Source organism: Dickeya oryzae (genome assembly GCF_020406815.2).
GTDB lineage: Bacteria > Pseudomonadota > Gammaproteobacteria > Enterobacterales > Enterobacteriaceae > Dickeya > Dickeya oryzae.
The window spans coordinates 361,461-380,694 of sequence record NZ_CP162670.1 but is presented as its reverse complement, the minus strand read 5'-3'; the positions used below and the strand labels follow the sequence as shown (position 1 = coordinate 380,694).

Here is a 19,234-nt window from a genome sequence, read left to right as displayed (position 1 = left end):
TCCCGTGCGGGTAGTCTGGGACATGGGATAGCACGAAAATAAATATCCTCCGGCATAGCCGGAGGTTTTTCATATGCGCCTATAAGGCTCTGTTACCAGCCGCGCCCTAACAGGCGCATCGCAATCTGACATTTGCATCCAAATCCGTTACTTACGGCCCGTAAACGGGCTACCTGGATACGGGATTGATAACTGCTCGCCCAGTTTATCCTGCTCCAGTTGGTGCTTTATGTAGTCCCGGATCTTCGATGTATTTTTACCCACCGTATCTACATAATACCCTCGGCACCAAAACTCCCTGTTCCTATATTTGAATTTCAGATCACCAAATTGTTCATAGAGCATCAGGCTACTTTTGCCTTTCAGATACCCCATGAAGCTCGATACACTCATCTTCGGCGGGATCTCCACAAGCATATGTATGTGATCAGCACAGCACTCTGCTTCCAGAATCTGCACATTTTTCCATTCACACAGCTTTCTTAAGATACTCCCTACTACACGCCGTTTCTCACCGTAGAAGACCTGTCTTCGGTATTTGGGTGCGAAAACTATGTGATATTTACAGTTCCAGCGAGTGTGCGCTAAGCTCTTTTCGTCCCCCATTGGGACCCCCTTTTGATTTCTTGTTTGACCATTGCAGTTGCCAGACCGCAAGGTGTTTTAACAAATCAAAAGGGGTTTTTATATCCGCCCCAAAGCTGGAAGCTTTACGGAACCCCCAGCCTAGCTGGGGGTTTTCTATAGACAACAAAGAGGGTGACCATTGGTCACCCTCTTGCTTTTCATGTACTTTACGCTCTTCGCAGAAACGTGTTGCCGTGATGCGTAAAAGCGCGGCTTACGCGCCCTTCACCACCTGTGCCACGGCTTTTTCAAACAGCGCCATCCCCTGGTCTATCTCTTCCGGGGTGATCACCAGCGACGGCACAAAACGGATCACATCCGGCCCCGCCACCAAAATCATCAACCCCAGATCTGCCGATGCCGCCAGAAAATCACGGGCGCGACCATGCCAGGCCGGTTTCAGTTGTGCGCCCAGCAGTAAACCCATGCCACGAATTTCATCAAAAATGCCGTACTGGGCGTTGATGCGCTCGAGCGCAGACACAAAACGTGCATGGCGATCGACCACGCCGGACAGCACTTCCGGTGTATTGATCACATCCAGCGCCGCTTCCGCCACCGCGCACGCCAGCGGGTTGCCGCCATAGGTGGTGCCGTGCGTCCCGACCGCCATCACCGACGCAATCTCTTCCGTGGTCAGCATGGCGCTGATCGGGAAACCACCGCCCAGCGCTTTCGCGGTGGTCAGAATATCCGGCGTGATACCGTAGTGCATATAAGAGAACAGTTTACCGCTGCGGCCCATACCACACTGCACTTCATCAAACACCAGCAGCGCCTGATACTGATCGCACAGCTCACGCACCCCCTTGAGGAACGCCGGTGTTGCTGGGGTAATGCCGCCTTCGCCCTGAATCGGCTCCAGCACCACGGCACAGGTGTGGTCATCCATCACGGCTTTGACCGCGTCCAAATCGTTGAACGGCACATGCACGATATCCGCCGGTTTCGGGCCAAAGCCATCGGCATATTTCGGCTGACCACCGACCGACACGGTAAACAAGGTACGGCCATGAAACGACTGGTAAAACGAGATTATCTTGGTTTTGTACGGGCTATGACGGGTAATGGCGTAATGCCGTGCCAGTTTAAACGCCGCTTCATTGGCTTCTGCACCGGAGTTGGCGAAAAACACACGATCGGCAAACGTGGCGTTGATCAGTTTGGTCGCCAGACGCAGTGCTGGTTCGTTGGTGAATACGTTGCTGGTGTGCCACAGGGTTTCACCCTGCTCTTTCAACGCCGCCACCAACGCAGGATGGCAATGTCCCAGTGCGGTTACCGCGATGCCACCAGAAAAATCGATATATTCTTTGCCCTGCTGATCCCAGACACGGCTCCCTTTGCCTTTTACCGGCACAAACTGCGCGGGTGCATAAACCGGAAGAATTACCTTATCGTAAGTATCCCGTGTTACTGCTGCTTTCTCTGTCGCCATTTGCTGCCCCGTTGTCATATCCCGTAGTGTGGAGTGAAGATCTTAAGTGAAAATATAATCAATAAATATGCATAAAAAATCAAAAATAGGCAATCACTAATCCGATACGCCCGGCCTGACCTGCGCTATCCGACTATAAATCAAGGAAATTTTTCAATAACTGGTGCCCTTGCTGGCTGAGGATGCTTTCTGGATGAAACTGCACACCTTCCAGCGGCAACGAACGATGACGTATTCCCATGATCTCGTCGATATCACCGTCAAGCTCAGTCCAGGCTGTGACCTCAAAACAGTCAGGCAGCGTATTTTTTTCCAGCACCAGCGAATGGTAACGCGTGACAGTGAGCGGATTTGCCAGCCCGGCGAACACACCACGCCCGGTATGCCGCACTGGCGAGGTTTTGCCATGCATCACCTGACGGGCGCGCACCACCTGCGCGCCGAAGACCTGTCCCAACGCCTGATGCCCCAGACATACCCCCAGAATCGGCAGTTGACCGGCAAAATGGCGAATCGCTGCCAGCGAGATCCCTGCGTCATCCGGTGTACAGGGGCCGGGAGAAATCACCAGTCGTTGCGGCGATAACCGCTCGATGTCTGCCAGCGTCAGCGCATCATTACGCCTGACCAGCACCGCTGAGCCCAGTTCGCAAAAATACTGGTACAGGTTGTAGGTAAAGGAGTCGTAGTTATCGATAAGTAGCAGCATATCTTTATTGATCAGCAGATAAATGACGCCAGATGCGTCGTCGATATCATGCTGACCGCGCATGATGTCGAATGAATGTGCCGAGTCTGAAGAGTTGAGAGGCGGATGTCCAGATACGAGGTGGAAACAATCGGTACAGAACGTAAATGTGGTGCAGAAAGCGGGGATAAAAACCTGACGACCTCACGGGAAAACCCCGGCCAGTCACGACCGGGGCGTTTCGTGACAACCTGGCTCTCACCCGGTTTCATTACGCAGCAGCATCGGATTGAACTGTTTGCGAAACTCGATAGGAGTGGCACCGGTGTAGCGCTTAAACATCTTTTCAAAATGGCTCAGGTCGCCATAGCCGCAATCCAGATAGAGGTTGGTAATGCGACTCATGGGGTGGCACTCCAGCCGCTGGCAGGCATAGAAAATGCGGGTCTGGTTCAGAATCTGTTTAAACGATAAGCCAAGACTGTGCTTGAGCAGATAAGAAAGATGCGACGGACTGATATGCGAATTCTCCGCCAGTTCAATCAGCGTCACTTCACGTTGAAAATGCTCACCCAGATACAACAGCGCTTTGATCACCGAGGGGTGAAACTGCTGCAACGCGTCCTGATCACGGCTGAGTACCGCGTCACACAATGAGCGGTTAATCCGCCGTCCTTCCCCTCTCTGCGCCAGCTCCGTTGGGGGGATAATATGCGGCAGAATACGGCTGGCCTGAGCCAGGCTAATCTCAGCATCCTCACTGAGCATTAATAGCCGGGCGACGCTGTGCCACAACTGCCTGACATTGCCGGGCCATTCGTAATGGTGCAGATAAAACAGTACGTCAGGATGCAGCGTCTGCCGGACCGATTGACGGTACGCCTGCCAGGCCGCGTGCACCAATTCGACTATCTCCGGCGTTTTGCCTTTCAGGGCCGACACAGACAATAGCTGGCACCCAAATGTCGACATCAGTTGTGCGCCGGGTTGTGTCGGCAACGCACCGCGCTCTGTCGGCGTGGCTATCAATCCGAATACCAGCCGCAGCGCATTGCGACCGGTATGCTCATCCTGCAATTGTGTCAGCAACGTCTGTTGTTGTTGCTCGGTCAGGGCGTCAAAGCCCGGTATGCACAGCGTCAACCGATGACCGTCAGGCAGTGAGGCCAACATATCCCTCACCTGTTTCGTTGGGTCACCCTCGCCGCTGAGCTCGACATAACGCCCTTGTGATGCCAGCAGTCTGGCACGAATATAGCTGGTGATATCAGACAGATCGGCACCCGGTTCGCCATACAGCAGAATCGGCCTGCCGGACAGCAATAACCGATCGATTTGCCCACGCAGCGCAGAGGGTAAAAAGATGAATTCAGGAATATGCCTTCCTACCGAATAACCCGCCAGAGGGATCTTTTCAGCAGGAATATTTCTTAATTTACCAGGTAGTATATTTTCTGTTTTCACGGGAAAATCCTTTATTCAACTCCTGCCAGCGTACATTTCACAACAATGTACTCCTTCATAAGAACGGGTATGGCTTATACAACTCTACCGTCTTATTTCAACCGCTACTCCAACCATAAAAACACCTATCCCTATCCCAATAATTCGGATTACCCAAAAACAGCAATGCAGCAATAACCCAGGTGCTGACGCAGGTGAATGGCTGGGGAAAACCCATCAATACACACACCGGCAACCTGAAATGTGATAGCGATATACCCTGTAAAAAAACCGTCCTGACTACACCCTGGCAAAATAAAGTAAATCCCTTTACTGTTTTTATTCATTATCACCGCAAACATGGGATAGAAATAAAATGCTTTCCCTGCTGGCACTCAAATTCAATTCACAACGCCAACATTGGTGATGTGACCGCTACAGTTCATGCCTGAGCTTATCGATAATCACCCACCCTCACAACAATCATTCGAGGGTTAATATGGCCTTCATTAAAATATTATTTTCTATGTCTACAATCAGGTCTTATTCGCCTCATTCATAACCAACATGTTATATATCCCGGCAAAAATAAACGCGATACATTTACACTCATCGTGAGTCACGTCACGAGAAACCCGCTCATGTGGGGGTAAAATGAGATTGTCTACCGTGACATCAAAGAATTTCGCAAATTTACACAACGTTTGCCTGGAAATAGGCTTGCCCAACTCGGCTCTTTTTACTGTAGAGATAGAGATATAACACTTCGACTCAAGACTCTGCTCCGACAATTCCTCCTGACTTAATTTTTTTTTAGCCTCAGGTCTTTGATCACTGCGGTGTTCAAGAAAAATCCATTGTTAGACATACATTCCCCTCTGCAATAAAAATTAATACGCTCTTTTTATGGCACTATTTTCATCACACACTTTAAACATCAACCCTCATTTACTGTGGGTTGATATTCATGCACATGAATCATGCAGAGCCACAATCGAACCTATTAATTCGTTATGATGTACATTCACCGAACGTCATATCCCCTGATTTTGACAATATAATTATTACCGTATTACATCACTGTATTTTTTCTTATTATGAAGAAATGGTGCATGGCCATATGGCCATGCACCATTGTCGATTAGCTCAGTACGCCGCTCAGCGCGCCCTGGCCTGCTTTTTTCAGCAGATTCAGTGCTTCACCCCAGAAAGCCGGGTTAACGCCAGAGGCTTTGGCTTCAGCAACACGGTTAGCGCGGTTCACATTCTGTGCTTGGGTTGGAAGTTTCATGGTATTTCTCCTTGAGTGTATTTACATCGTATTTTGGGGATATCCCCAGGTTAATGCCCCCAACTGGCGGCAAATCTTAAAACCGAGAACAAACGGCAAGCCGGTATTAATAGGCATGCCAGCTACGCAGCGTGCCGATGGTGACCGGCATGACATCGCTGACGTCAATGGTGTAGCGATACAGTTTGCGGGCGGCAGTAAGGCGTTCTTTCGGGTTGAAGAACTCCAGTACCACGTCCCAGCAATCGGATTCCGGGCGGCTGACCGGGCTGCGCTCTGCGCTGATTTTGTTCAGGAATAACCCTTCAGCGAAGGCGTCATCGAAGATTTCTTTCATCTGATACGCGTTGGTGGCCGCATAGTTAATCGCGCGCTCATTCGACTCGTAACCACGGTTACGCAGCTCGTAGTAAATACGGTTGATGAAGTTAATCAGCTCTTTGGATTTCGGCGTACCGACGGCGCTTTCGCCCATCAGCATTTTCGAAATATCCTGGGATTCCCAGTTGAACATGCCGCGTAATACCGGGCTGATGGTCGGAATCACCTGGCCGTTGAACAGCCGCGTTTCACCGCTGATAATCCCGGCGATGGAAACACGTTCTACGCCTTTGGTTTCCTGCTCGTACAGGAACTCCACCAGACGGGCGTATTCCAGCACCGCGAACTGTGCATCCGGTTTAATGGCGTACACCGGAATACCGTCGATTTTTAATGTCCAGATCAACGCGTTGGATTGCTCCGCGTTATCGCCGGTATTCAAATGTTCGGCCATTTGCACCGGATCAAACGGATAGCCGCTTTTATTGCCCATAACCTGGGTGAAGTAATCCAACCGTGCTTCGGTACCGAAGTCATAGCCAACCTGGCCGATAACAAAAATCTTTTCCTGATCACGCACTGTGCGCGCATCCAGCGCAGAAGACTGCGGCATAATCCGCCGGGCGGGCGCATGCACATAATGGTTGGCCGCCGGGTCGCTGATTTTGGGTAACGCCAGGCCAGCGTCACGCGATGGCGCACTCACGTCGGCACTCAGGCTGGAAGGCGCCAGTACAGCATCATCGCCCAACGCCACATCCTGACTCTCCTGATGGGTGTCGATAATCGAGGGAACCAGCAGCTCCACAGCGGCAGGCTCAATATTTTTTTCTTCAGTTGACATGGTCATGATCCTTTTGGGTGGTTGGTGAGAGAATTCCTGTGCTATTTGCCGGAATACTTTCTGAATATTTAATCGGTATATCACTGACTCCCGATTAGCTGCCGTTGACAACACCAGTGGGGTCGCTGTAGTAAACAACAGCTCCCGAATAATTTGTGGCGCACGGCAATGCCCCGCCACATTTATTGCCCTCATGATTAACGCCGATATTGCCGACACCACCGGGGCAGAAAAACTGCTGCCAGATACAACAGACAGATCATAATTCGGCGTAGCAACAGGAATGGATACACCAGATGCCAGCAACATTTTCTTTCTCAGTTTCAACCCATAGTTATTAAATGGAGCGGGCAACCCTTCTTTATCACAGGCACCAACAGCCAGAACAAAATCCATTGATGCCGGCAAGGATTCACTATTACGGCCTTCATTACCGACAGCGGCAACAATCAACACGCCTTCTTTTTCACAATCGTCAATGGCTTTACGTAATTCATCCGTTCCCTGGCCATTTATCGATAATGATGCACCACTCACGTTAATAATATGACAGCCATGTAAACGGGCATCACGAATCGCTTTTGCCAGGGTGCGTTCAGAACAGCCATGAATATTCCCCCGTTCATCCTCATGAAATACAGGGATACTCAAAATAGTGACGGCCGGAGCAATACCTACACCTTTTCCGCCAATAATACTGCTGACTGCCGTTCCGTGTGAGGTCGTTTTATTTTGCTGTGCAGCCAGGTGTTCAATGGTTAAATGGTTTAATATCGGGTGATGGCTATCAATGGCACCATCAATAATACCGATTTTCACTCCCTCTCCATTTATCCCTAATTGCTGCAATCCCGACAACGGATTATCAACGAATACATCACGAGTGTTAGACGAGTGCATCATCATTCTCTTTCCTGAATGTGGATGTAAAATCCCCGGTGTTTTCAGACCATGTTTAGTCGTAAGAGAATAACAACCACGACTATCACATGAATGATAACCATGCTGTCCGGTTATATTTTCTTTCACTCTGAAACTGGCGCAGTACTTTCACACAGCAAACACGACTATCGCACTAGACTATCGCAATAAATATCATCGTCACTGATGATTTAAACAACCTGCGATGTGTCATTTATTTATCCTGAACGAATAAATTCATACTAGCCTTACTTAAAGAATATTTTGGTATCACTTTAGTATCAGTTTTATCAGCTTAAGGTAACTCAATAGGTTACCCATAATCGTCCAATAAAATACTGAAATCTTATTGAACAACACACCCCGTTTTAAAAAGACGCGGCGTTAACATCGTTACGGAGAATATCGGTTCCAGATAAACCGGCGCCACATTTCATTGCCGACCTGGCCTCTGGCACCGGTATTATCCGCATGCCATGCTATTTATCAGTTAAAAATACGTTTATCAGTTAAAAACACGTTTATCAGTTAAAAACGCGTTTAGCCTTCGCCAGATAGTTTTTACGATCAACCAGGCCATTCAAGCCGCCATTAATCCTACGGGTGATCCCGTTGATATCATCCTGATCGGCCAACTCGTTGAGACCGTTCTTTTTCCAAAACCAAATTGCCGCCGCCACCGAAACATCCGGATTCTGGCTAATCAAGTCAGGATTGGTCACCAAATCCTGTCCAATGGCACTGCCACAGGCACGATAGTTATCCCGTCCCGTCAATTGAATCAGCCCACGGCCGCGATACTTCCAGCCATCACCGGTTTGCGTCGCGCCATTACCCAGTCGGTTGGCATAAACAATATTGGCGATAGCTTCGGGGTTGCGTTCACACTGTGCGGCCATCTCATCCGTGGTGAAATAACGCCCGAACACCGAGCGCAGCCCTTTCGCGCTGTAATTCAGGTTCTCCACCCGGGCGCGCAATTCATTGCTCTCATGCGCAATCTGGGCAATAAAATGCGCAAAACGCAAAGGGGTGTCGATCTGCGCCGCGTTGCATTCCTGCTGTAACGCCGGCTGGAATTGCGCGAGATCGTCAGCACCCGCGGCCGTCATTACCTTTTTTAACTTTTCCTGACTAATTTCAAGAGTCATTCGGTTTCCTCCTCAATGGCTTGACGCAGTCAGTTTGCAGAGGAAGACGCCTCCCTCTCTTGGGGAAATCTCGGTAAAAAGCAGGGGAACATGCAGCAAAATCGGAGGAAATCAGGACATCATGAGCCTGCGCCCCGGTCATCAACCGGGGCAACGAAGCAAAACGGCAGTATTCCTGTGCCTGCGACGAGACCAGGCATCAAGAAGCGGTATTTATTGAAACGGCGTTTGGTGCTCAACCAATTCCCACACCAGATAACAGAGGAACGCGCAGCCGACCACCAGCGCGGAAACCAGAATAGCGCGGGCATGACGGCAGACAAAGCGCACCTTGTCCTAATCCAGGATCATGGTATAGATGTAACGCACATCCTGCGACCGCCTGACGAATACGCTCCAGTTGCATCGCAAGTTGCTGGTAAAGCGGCTCATCACGCTCGGTACGCGCGGTGATGCACTGGTGTTCATCGCCAGACAGGGTGGATGCAGCCGATCGCACGTTCAACAACAAGCCGATAAAAATCAGGCTGGCGAACAACGCTTCAACCAGAGCAGCCCGTGCAGGTGAAACGTTCATAGCGTGATCCCCCGAATAACCAGCATCCCGCCTATCGCCAGAAAGCTGAGCGGAAAAACCAGACGACAGCGGCGTATCAATCGCTCATCTTCCACGCCGTTCACCTGACGATGATGGGCGAAGATGATCAGCAGAATCGCCGCGAAAATGCTGCCATACCCGGCGATGATCATCTGATCGATGATTGTGGTGTAAGGCAGATGCGGCAGAATATTGCTGGTGTAAAACGCATAGGCCACCACGGTCAGCATCAGCGTGAACGAGGTCTGCAAACGCTCGGAAAACGATTCGAGCCAGAACACGCTCCAGGAAGCGGCGATAATCAACCCCAGCGGCAGGATAAAACTCCACAGATAGTGGGACGGGTTGCGAACCGCATCTATCTGTACTGTAATACGGGAAAAATCGTTCTGATTGGGCTGTACACTGCTCAAATGGTTATAACGAATATCGCTGATATAGGTGGCGACTTTTCCCCTAATCTCCCACTCATCTATCTCTTCGTCATCGATGTGTTCGGTATAAACCTTGATGCTGCTGAAGCGTAATTGCTGATTGTTATAGGAAAAAGGTTCCAGTTCCAGCACGAACTGTTGGTGATCAAACGGGAACTGGCGGAAATCCATGTCATTACTGAACGCCCCCAAAAAGCGGGCGTTATAGATAACCCGCCCATCGGGAAATAGTATCAGGCATTTATTACCGGTATCCGGGCTGCCCACCACGTTGATAAATTCCAGCGCCGGTACCCACAAGCCATTCTTAATCCACCACTCGACCTGGCTATTCTCAACAATCAATGGCTTGTCACCGGGTGTTTTGCGTGGTTTGTCGGTCCATTGCGCGACCAGATCACCATCCACCTTGTAGGTTTGGTCGAGGGTGTTTACGCCGTAAATTTTATTGATAAAAATACTCACGCTCACATCGACTGGTTGGGTATCCGGCGCATTATCTACCTCCGCCGCCCACACCGTCCCCCCCCAAAACAGACACCCCGCTGCAATGCATACCCATAGCGTTCGCATAATCACACCTCCGTAACCGGCACAAAAGCACCAGTGCGCAAAATTCGCCTTCGTACCACATCATGTAGCCCATCGGCCAAAATCGTCAGTTCATCAATTGGTTGCATATCCCCCACCCTTTGCTCATGTCAGCGATAAGAGCAGAGTAAGAAATCGCCCGCTTCACGAGCGCGGCTGTTCAACGTGGAAATACGGCGAAACGCGGGAGAGAAGCCATCGGGTGGCACAACCGGGTCAGCGAACGGATCGGCCACCGTGCCTGTGAACGACTTCACAATTCATTCCAAACCAAAACTATGAAGATTTACTGAATAGTTGTTGCCAACCCTGTAACCGAAACCCGTTAGCGTGACCCTGCTCAAAACTATTAAAAAATCTATTCGATCCAGATAGTGAAATGGCATTTCGATTGTTGAAGTGTTCGATTTTTACACTAAAACTGAGTCTGGTGACCGGCATGCATGGACAGCTTTCATCTACCGGCATACCGGCCAACGTCCACTACGGGCGCAGGGAAAAACTCATGCCCACAAACTTATTGATGGTTTAGAGAAAAGGAATACAGGCTATGAAATCACTCATTACCCCGATTACCGCTGGACTGTTACTGGCACTCAGCCAACCCGTGCTGGCTGCCACCAATACCGGCGGTTACGCCGCAACTGCCGGGGGCAACGTGACAGGTGCAGTCAGCAAGACGGCTGCATCGATGCAAGATATCGTCGATATCATCGCGGCGGCCCGTCTGGATGCTAACGGCAAAAAGGTGAAGGGTGGCGCGTACCCACTGGTCATCACCTATACCGGTAATGAAGACTCGCTGATCAACGCCGCTGCCGCCAATATCTGTGGCCAGTGGAGCAAAGACCCCCGCGGCGTGGAAATCAAGGAGTTCACCAAAGGGATCACCATCATCGGTGCTAACGGCTCTTCCGCTAACTTCGGTATCTGGATTAAGAAATCCTCTGACGTGGTGGTACAAAACATGCGTATCGGTTATTTGCCGGGCGGGGCTAAAGATGGCGACATGATCCGCGTAGATGATTCGCCGAACGTCTGGGTTGACCATAACGAATTGTTCGCCGCCAACCATGAGTGCGACGGTACGCCAGACGGCGACACCACCTTTGAATCCGCGGTAGATATCAAAGGGGCGTCAGATTACGTCACCGTTTCCTACAACTACATCCACGGTGTGAAAAAAGTGGGGCTGGACGGTTCCAGCAGCAGCGACACCGGTCGCAACATCACCTATCACCATAACCGCTATAACGACGTGAACGCCCGCCTGCCGTTACAACGCGGTGGTCTGGTGCATGCTTACAACAACCTGTACACCAATGTCACCAGTTCCGGTCTCAACGTGCGTCAGAACGGCCAGGCCTTGATCGAAAACAACTGGTTCGAAAACGCGGTGAATCCGGTGACATCCCGTTATGACGGCAAGAATTTCGGCACCTGGGTGCTGAAAAACAACAATATCGCCAAACCGGCAGACTTCTCGACCTACGGCATCACCTGGACGGCAGACACCAAACCTTACGTGAATGCGGATAGCTGGACCTCCACCGGTACCTTCCCGGCGGTGAGCTATAGCTACAGCCCGGTTAGCGCGCAGTGTGTGAAGGACAAACTGGCTAATTACGCCGGTGTAGGTAAAAACCTGGCCACGCTGACCAGCGCAGCCTGTCAGTAACCCGGCAATCAATAACGCGGTAATCGAGCAGGCAATCGCCTGCTCGATTACCGGTATGGATCAGCCTGCCACTCATCTGGCGAATGAATTTAATAATCGGCAGGTTTTTAATTATTAAAGGTTATAACCAGCAGGTCAGAACTCCGTCCACAAAGAGTGATGCCTGTCAAAATTTGAAAAAACATAACCGTTACTAATAATGAACTGCCGTTTCACCTATTGAAATGTCGTCTTTTTGAGCTAAAACTGAGCACAGGTTGATTCATGCGATTCGGTTTTACTTATGTGTACCCTGCATGAGTTGTGTGACTGAACGGCAGTTAATGCCCTTGCAACATGAAGCATGACGGGAATATCGCGGCTGCATCAACCACCAATAAGGGCATGTGGAACGATAAATGCCCATTTCACATTTTTTAAAAACAGGAACACGACTCATGAAATCATTCATTACTCCCATTGCCGCCGGTCTGCTGCTGGCATTCAGTCAATCCAGCCTGGCCGCAGATACCGGCGGTTATACCAAAACGGACGGTGGTAACGTCACGGGTGCGGTCAGCAAAACGGCGACGTCCATGCAGGACATTGTGAATATCATCGATGCCGCCAAACTCGACTCCAACGGTAAGAAAGTGAAAGGCGGTGCCTACCCGCTGATCATCACCTATACCGGTAACGAAGACAGTCTGATCAACGCGGCAGCCGCCAACATTTGCGGTCAGTGGAGCAAAGATGCCCGTGGCGTGGAAATTAAAGATTTCACCAAAGGTATCACTATCATTGGTGCCAATGGTTCTTCCGCGAACTTCGGTATCTGGATAGTCAATTCCTCCGACGTCGTGGTACGCAACATGCGTATCGGCTACCTGCCGGGCGGTGCTCAGGATGGCGACATGTTCCGTATCGACAACTCACCAAATGTCTGGCTGGATCATAACGAACTGTTCGCTGCGAACCACGAATGTGACGGTACCAAAGACGGCGACACCACCTTTGAATCCGCCTTCGATATCAAAAAAGGCGCTACTTACGTCACCATCTCCTACAACTACATCCACGGAGTGAAGAAGGTCGGTCTGGCGGGCTTCAGTTCTTCTGACAGCGCTGAACGCAACATCACTTACCACCACAACATTTACAACGATGTCAACGCCCGTCTGCCGTTGCAACGCGGGGGGAATGTTCATGCATACAACAACCTGTACACCAATATCACCAGCTCTGGCCTGAACGTCCGTCAGAATGGTAAGGCGCTGATCGAAAACAACTGGTTCGAAAATGCGGTAAGCCCGGTAACGTCACGCTATGACGGCAGCAATTTCGGTACCTGGGTACTGAAGAATAACAACATCACCAAACCGGCCGATTTTGCGACTTACAACATTACCTGGACAGCCGACACCAAGGCTTACGTTAACGCCGACAGTTGGACATCCACCGGTACCTACCCGACGGTGCCTTACAGCTACAGCCCGGTTAGCGCCCAGTGCGTGAAAGACAAACTGGCTAACTACGCCGGGGTAGGCAAAAACCTGGCAACACTGACCAGTGCAGCCTGTAAGTAATACGTTCCCGACAGCCTGACTGATGTCAGGAGCATCCTCCGTCCGACAAAACCGGGCGGAGGATGCCGGATTGATTCTGGGCGGGAGGGCATCATTACTCACCCGCCTTTCGTTTGAAACGCCTCACTATCAGGCAGAACACGCCCCGGCATAGGGATCAAGCCATCATGAGACACACCCTGTTATTTACATTGCTATTCAGTACCTGCGTCCTGACCGCTCAGGCCGCCAGCACGGCCGCCCCGGACCTGAAAGGCTTCGGCACCGAGACGGTAGCCGGCAGCGGCGGCAAAGTTATCCGCGTCACCACGCTGGCTTCCAGCGGCGCCGGTTCGCTACGCGAAGCACTTGCTACCAAAGGCCCGCGAGTTATCGTGTTCGAAGTGGGCGGTATTATTGACCTCAACGAGCAGGACATTCGGCTCGCTGAGCCTTACGTGACCATTGCCGGGCAAACCGCGCCATCACCAGGTATTACCCTCGTCAAGGGCGGCATGATGATCACCACTCATGATGTCCTGATGCAGCATATCCGCTTTCGCATTGGCGATAACGGCCACGCCAAGAAGAGTGGTTTTGAGAAAGACGTATCGTTGTATGGACCGAACGCCTACAACGTCGTCGTGGATCACTGTAGCTTTGCCTGGGGCACCGATGAAAACCTGTCGGTTTCAGGCCCACGTTACGACGGCCAGTCCGGCACCGCCCATAACGTTACCTTCTCAAATAACATTATTGCGGAAGGTCTGTACGACTCCAGCCACTCCAAAGGCATCCACTCGATGGGAACGCTGGTGCACGATAACGTGACCAACGCGGCGATCATCGGCAACCTGTATGCCCATAACAATGAACGCAACCCATGGTTTAAAGGTGCAACCACCGGCGTTGTGGTCAATAACCTGATCTACAACCCGGGGATTTGGGGTATCCGTATCGGGGCGATACAAAGTGAGTGGGAAGGCCGCACTTTGCCGGTTAACGCTAAAGTCGCGATCGCCGGTAACGTGATGTATTACGGTGCCAACACCAAGTCCGATCTCGCACTGGTCGGCAGCAATACCACTGGCGGCGATGTCTGGATGAGCGATAACCTGGCCTTCGATAAAACCGGCAAAGCCGTCGCGCAGACCTCCGGTACCGGCATTAACTTGCTAAAATCCGCCCCCGTCTGGCCCACCGGGTTGACAGCGCTCAGTTCCTCATCGGTAGCCAATCAGGTGACGCAGCACGCCGGTGCCCGTCCGAAAGACCGCGACGCGGTGGATAAACGCATCGTTAGCGATTTCCAGAAACGTAGCGGTACCTTCGTCAACAGCCAGAGTGAAGTGGGCGGTTATCCCACCGCGAGCGCGACCAAACGTACATTGACGGTGCCATCCAGCGGTGTTGACAGCTGGCTGCAACAGATGGCGAAAGACCTGGAATAATCCCCCCAAGATTCATCACCAACGCGTTAAAAAATAGCAGGGAACCGATTATAGGTTCCCTTTTTTCTGGCAGTATGACGAGTATATTGACAACAACCATCGCTAAACCGTATATCAATACTATCAAAACAGCGAAAAAGACCGACATCGCGAAAACAGACACACAGCAAAATAGGCCGGACAGGTCATCATCAGGATGACAATGCCATTGTGTTGCCGAACGACACCTATTCGGCCCTCCTGATTCTCACCCTGGTCAGGCATTATTCCGCCACGCTACGCGGTATCCTGCCATCGGACGGCAATAAACAAGCCTGCAACGAGTACAGACTTTCAGACACGCTTTTTATATCGTGTGCCTGCCTTGTCATGCTCTTGTACGGCAAATTCAATATATTTGTATTGGCTACTGTGTCAGCATCAATAAAATCGATGGCAGTGACGCAAGGAAAGAGAATAAAACCCAACTGCTATTCCGCTGAGCACGCACGAATAACAACGAATGCCAGTGACAGTCACACTTTTTGCTTTTTTTATTTTGAGGTGATACATGCGAGTCGATGTCCCCACAATGTTTATGATGATCATCGTCTCAAGTTTTGCCCTGGCCCTGTGTGTGCGCTGGGCGGCGCATAGCCACCGGGATCGAGAACTGATTATTTGTACCTGGGCATTACTCTTTCACGGAATCGCCTACACATTGTATGCATTACGCGGCAAAATTCCTGACACACTCTCCATCGTCCCTTCGAACATCCTGATTGCTCTGGCCTACTCATTACTGCTTCTTTCCGTCACCACGTTCCAGCAACGGCGTGTCCCGCACTGGTTGCTGTGGATGCCAGCGGTATTTGCCGCCGTGTTCTTTAGCATCATGCTGGATAACCAGAAAGCCCGTACGCTGGTCAGCAGCATTCTGTGTATGCTGCAAGCCAGTGTGGTGATTGGGTATTTGTTGACACAGGCAACCGATCAGCCCGTTCGGGGGCGTAATCTGATGGTGTTAGGGTTAAGCGTGAATATCCTCAGCCTTATCCATCGACTCTTCTTGTTACTATCCAGCGGCAATTATCCTACTTCATTACTCTCCAGCTCCCCGGCACTGACGATTATCAATGTGGCAAGTCTCGCCACACTGCTTTTCATTGCTAACGGACTGATCATGATGGCGAAAGATCGTTCAGACCATCTCAACAACCTGATGTTGCGTCAGGACAACCTGACAGGTTGCTGGAACCGCATCCGGGTACAAGAAATAGCTCGTCAGGAAATGGACCGGCTGGAGCGATATGGCTATCCCGTGTCGTTGCTGATGTTCGACCTGGATCATTTTAAGAAAGTAAACGACGATTACGGCCACGCAACGGGAGATGAAGTGCTCAAAGCATTCGCCCACATTGCCCGCACCACGTTGCGCTCCACCGACGTACTCGGGCGGTGGGGAGGCGAAGAGTTTGTCGCGATCCTGCCGTCTACCGGCATCGGCGGTGCGATACTGACCGCAGAACGCATCAGGCAGGCACTCGAATCACAACGTTTTTCCAACGGCCTGCAGGTGACAACCAGCATTGGCATCGCTGTTTGTCAGTCCAGCGATCATTGGGAAAGCTGGCTAAGCCGGGCCGACTCCGCGCTCTATCGCGCTAAAGCGGCGGGCCGTAACCGTATCGAGACAGAAGCACTGATTGTCGATAATTCGCTGATGGTGTTACCGGATACCAATCTGGTTCATCTGACCTGGCACTACAGCTACGCCACCGGTCATCCGGATGTCGACCGAGAGCACCAGCACCTGTTTCGTCAGGCTAATGCGCTGTTACAGATAATACTGCGTAGCGGAACACGGGAAGAGTTCTCACAGCAGGTCAGCCAGCTTATCGATTTACTGCACGAACACATGCAGCATGAAGAGCAAATGCTGCGCGAAAAGCAGCACCCGGATGCCGGTTATCATGCCCGCCTACACAGCCACCTGCTCTATCGGGCAAGCGAGCTACTACAGCGGTTTGAGCAGCAACAGATAGGCATGTCGGAACTGTTTCACTATGTGGTGTACGAAGTGATCACCCAGCACATGCTGATTGATGACAAACAGCTGGCGCTGTCTAAAAAATAAATGAGGCTGTTTCCCCACACCACAGCATCCTGCTGCGGGAATGGGGAAATAATGCAGAAGACATGTCAAACCAACAGGCGATTACTTCTTAATCACTTTTGCTGACTGAATGATAATAGGCTTCGTCGGTACATTCTGGTATGGCCCGACATTATCTGTCTGGACTTGAGAAATCTTGTCCGCGACCTCCATGCCCTTGACCACTTTACCAAACACCGCATAACCAAAATCACGCTGGCCGTGATCCAGAAAAGCGTTGTCCGCCACATTGATAAAGAACTGACTGGTGGCGCTATCTTTCTCACTGGTGCGCGCCATAGCGATAGTGCCGCGCAGATTACGCAGACCATTATCCGCTTCATTCTTGATAGGCGGATTGGTGGCTTTCTGTTTCATATCACTGCTAAAACCGCCAGCCTGAACCATGAACCCTGGGATAACCCGGTGAAAAATAGTGCCATTGTAAAAACCGCTGTTGACATAATCGACAAAGTTTTTCACGGAAATCGGCGCTTTTTGATCATCCAGCGCCAGTTCAATGTTACCTGCGGTGGTTGTCAGCAACACGTGAGTGGACGTGGTAGCGGCAAAAGCCGGTGAAAAGGCGGTCAGAGCAAATACAGTCACTACCGCTGCCAGTATACGTTTTGACATGAAGCATTCCTTTTGAGGATCAACGACAGAAAGCGTACCGATTTTAAATAGCCGTACCTTTCTGCGCCACCCATTTACCTTTTTTTACGCGATCACGGCCACCCATTGGCGAAAAAAAGAGCACTATTTGCTCTCCCACCCGCCGACTCAACATCATGACAGCCGCCACCGCTCCCCCGGAGTCGAAACATCATAACCGGGGGAGAGAAAGGGTCAAAAGAATGATGTGCTACCTGGCGATTAATGCTGGCTCAGCGTGTGCGCCTCGATCCAGTCAAAGTTGATATCTTCACCCAGGCCAGGACGTTGCGGCAGGTGAACGAAACCGTCTTCGTCCATCGGGTCCACCAGCGAATTGAGGTAAGCGGCGGGTTCGTCGTAGTTCATGAATGGATGCAGCAGACCACGTTCATACCAGCGACAGTTTTTAATCGCTCCCACGACAGCCAGATTGGGTGCGCCGTTGCCATGAATTTCGCAATCCATGCCGAAGGCTTCCGCCAGATGTGCCACTTTGAGGCACGGTGAAATACCACCTACACCCTGCACCCCGGCACGCAGGATGTCACAGGCCCCCTCCTTCACCCAGTCGGCACGGCTGAAATATTTCCCGCCCAGACTTTCCGGCCCGATGACATCGATATCCAGATTTTTGTTCAGCCAACTGTAGGATGCCATGCTCTGCTCCTCCATCGGCTCTTCGAACCAGGTGAAGTTCAGTTTTTGCAGCTCACGACCGATATACAGTGCCTCGCTACGGCTGTACCAATGGTAGCCATCCAGCATCAGGTTGATATCCGGCCCGACCGCTTCACGCACCGCCGCACAGGCTTTCACATCCATTTGCGGGCTGGGTGCGAATGATACCGGCGGCATCCAGGTATGCAGTTTAATGGCCTTGTAACCGCGCGCGACCAGCTTTTCGGCGAACTGACCGTACTCATCCGGCGTCGACAGGCCACCTTTGAGTTCATCGCCACACATGGTGCTACCGTATGCCAGTACTTTGTCACGGTAACCGCCCAGCAGTTTATAGACCGGCGTGTTCAGTGCCCGCCCAGCCAAGTCCCACAAGGCTTGCTCGACGATAGCCAGCGCCCGGTCAGTTAACTGGTTAGCACTACCGCGCTGCCAGTGCACCAGATCCTGCCATAAACGCTCACGATCAAACGGATCCTGCCCAATCAGTACCTTGCGGAAAAAACTGTTCACCACATAGGGCCGAATGACTTCCGGCGGTGCAAACGCATACCCTTTGTGCCCATCCTCTGTACTGATGGTCAGCAGCGCCATGCTAGCCTGATGCTCATCGCCTGGGTGGGAATGTCCTGCGCTGTCAGAAACGCGGCGAGTGGGATAAGTGAAGACGGTGACGTCAATGGATTCAATTTTCACGTTGATTACCTGCCTGAAGGTGAAGCGCCCGCCAGCATCGGTTTTTATG

Annotated in this window: 17 protein-coding genes; 4 read left to right on the top strand and 13 right to left on the bottom strand. The window is 51.3% G+C overall.

The genetic code is table 11. The features are described from left to right. Nucleotides 1-147: 147 nt before the first annotated feature. The 11 genes from tnpA to LF929_RS01665 all read right to left on the bottom strand — a co-directional run bounded on the left by tnpA (nt 148) and on the right by LF929_RS01665 (nt 10,604). Complete coding sequence (gene tnpA, locus LF929_RS01715; RefSeq protein WP_033570971.1) at nt 148-606, bottom strand: IS200/IS605-like element IS1541D family transposase; 459 nt, start codon at nt 604-606, stop codon at nt 148-150. 235 nt (nt 607-841) lie between these two features. Continuing rightward, on the bottom strand, nt 842-2,065 hold the full coding sequence (locus tag LF929_RS01710) for an aspartate aminotransferase family protein (RefSeq protein WP_016942972.1): 1,224 nt from the start codon (nt 2,063-2,065) through the stop codon (nt 842-844). A 133-nt stretch (nt 2,066-2,198) separates the two neighbouring features. Next, entirely contained in the window at nt 2,199-2,774 is a 576-nt protein-coding gene (locus tag LF929_RS01705; RefSeq protein WP_210175206.1) for an aminodeoxychorismate synthase component II, read from the bottom strand. A gap of 237 nt (nt 2,775-3,011) precedes the next feature. After that, entirely contained in the window at nt 3,012-4,217 is a 1,206-nt protein-coding gene (locus tag LF929_RS01700; RefSeq protein WP_038905843.1) for an AraC family transcriptional regulator, read from the bottom strand. Nucleotides 4,218-4,732: 515 nt separating this feature from the next. Beyond that, nucleotides 4,733-4,987 carry a helix-turn-helix transcriptional regulator gene (locus LF929_RS01695; RefSeq protein WP_038909172.1) on the bottom strand — a complete coding sequence of 85 codons (255 nt, stop codon included), beginning with the start codon at nt 4,985-4,987 and terminating at the stop codon, nt 4,733-4,735. A gap of 350 nt (nt 4,988-5,337) precedes the next feature. Next, nucleotides 5,338-5,487 carry a hypothetical protein gene (locus LF929_RS01690; protein ID WP_012886384.1) on the bottom strand — a complete coding sequence of 50 codons (150 nt, stop codon included), beginning with the start codon at nt 5,485-5,487 and terminating at the stop codon, nt 5,338-5,340. Between the two features lie 106 nt (nt 5,488-5,593). Next, complete coding sequence (locus LF929_RS01685) at nt 5,594-7,558, bottom strand: PatA/PatG family cyanobactin maturation protease (protein WP_210175159.1); 1,965 nt, start codon at nt 7,556-7,558, stop codon at nt 5,594-5,596. 539 nt (nt 7,559-8,097) lie between these two features. After that, nucleotides 8,098-8,724, bottom strand: coding sequence for a glycoside hydrolase family 19 protein (locus LF929_RS01680; protein ID WP_016942967.1), 627 nt, complete (start codon nt 8,722-8,724; stop codon nt 8,098-8,100). A 235-nt stretch (nt 8,725-8,959) separates the two neighbouring features. Beyond that, complete coding sequence (locus tag LF929_RS01675; protein WP_226092802.1) at nt 8,960-9,301, bottom strand: hypothetical protein; 342 nt, start codon at nt 9,299-9,301, stop codon at nt 8,960-8,962. Further along, nucleotides 9,298-10,329, bottom strand: coding sequence for a gamma-aminobutyric-acid receptor subunit beta (locus LF929_RS01670; RefSeq protein WP_210175160.1), 1,032 nt, complete (start codon nt 10,327-10,329; stop codon nt 9,298-9,300). The genes LF929_RS01675 and LF929_RS01670 overlap by 4 nt, the downstream gene beginning before the upstream one ends. Nucleotides 10,330-10,457: 128 nt before the next feature. Continuing rightward, nucleotides 10,458-10,604: a hypothetical protein gene (locus tag LF929_RS01665; protein ID WP_210175161.1), complete on the bottom strand. Its 147-nt coding sequence runs from the start codon at nt 10,602-10,604 to the stop codon at nt 10,458-10,460. Between the two features lie 293 nt (nt 10,605-10,897). Here LF929_RS01665 and pelC point away from each other — a divergent pair, with 293 nt between their 5' ends. The 4 genes from pelC to LF929_RS01645 all read left to right on the top strand — a co-directional run bounded on the left by pelC (nt 10,898) and on the right by LF929_RS01645 (nt 17,136). Next, nucleotides 10,898-12,025, top strand: coding sequence for a pectate lyase PelC (gene pelC, locus LF929_RS01660; protein WP_210175162.1), 1,128 nt, complete (start codon nt 10,898-10,900; stop codon nt 12,023-12,025). A 437-nt stretch (nt 12,026-12,462) separates the two neighbouring features. Next, nucleotides 12,463-13,590, top strand: coding sequence for a pectate lyase PelB (gene pelB / locus LF929_RS01655; RefSeq protein WP_210175163.1), 1,128 nt, complete (start codon nt 12,463-12,465; stop codon nt 13,588-13,590). A 167-nt stretch (nt 13,591-13,757) separates the two neighbouring features. Beyond that, on the top strand, nt 13,758-15,020 hold the full coding sequence (gene pelZ, locus LF929_RS01650) for a pectate lyase PelZ (RefSeq protein ID WP_210175164.1): 1,263 nt from the start codon (nt 13,758-13,760) through the stop codon (nt 15,018-15,020). Nucleotides 15,021-15,570: 550 nt separating this feature from the next. Further along, nucleotides 15,571-17,136 (top strand): diguanylate cyclase, encoded by a 1,566-nt coding sequence (locus LF929_RS01645; protein WP_226092803.1) that lies wholly within the window; start codon nt 15,571-15,573, stop codon nt 17,134-17,136. Between the two features lie 81 nt (nt 17,137-17,217). On the opposite strand, the gene ppiA is transcribed toward LF929_RS01645, so the two are convergent. Together ppiA and LF929_RS01635 are read right to left on the bottom strand one after the other, a co-directional pair. Beyond that, complete coding sequence (gene ppiA, locus LF929_RS01640; RefSeq protein WP_038905857.1) at nt 17,218-17,790, bottom strand: peptidylprolyl isomerase A; 573 nt, start codon at nt 17,788-17,790, stop codon at nt 17,218-17,220. 240 nt (nt 17,791-18,030) lie between these two features. Then, a complete protein-coding gene (locus LF929_RS01635) occupies nt 18,031-19,185 on the bottom strand; it encodes a mandelate racemase family protein (RefSeq protein ID WP_168366596.1) in 1,155 nt (384 codons plus the stop codon). Nucleotides 19,186-19,234: the final 49 nt, after the last annotated feature.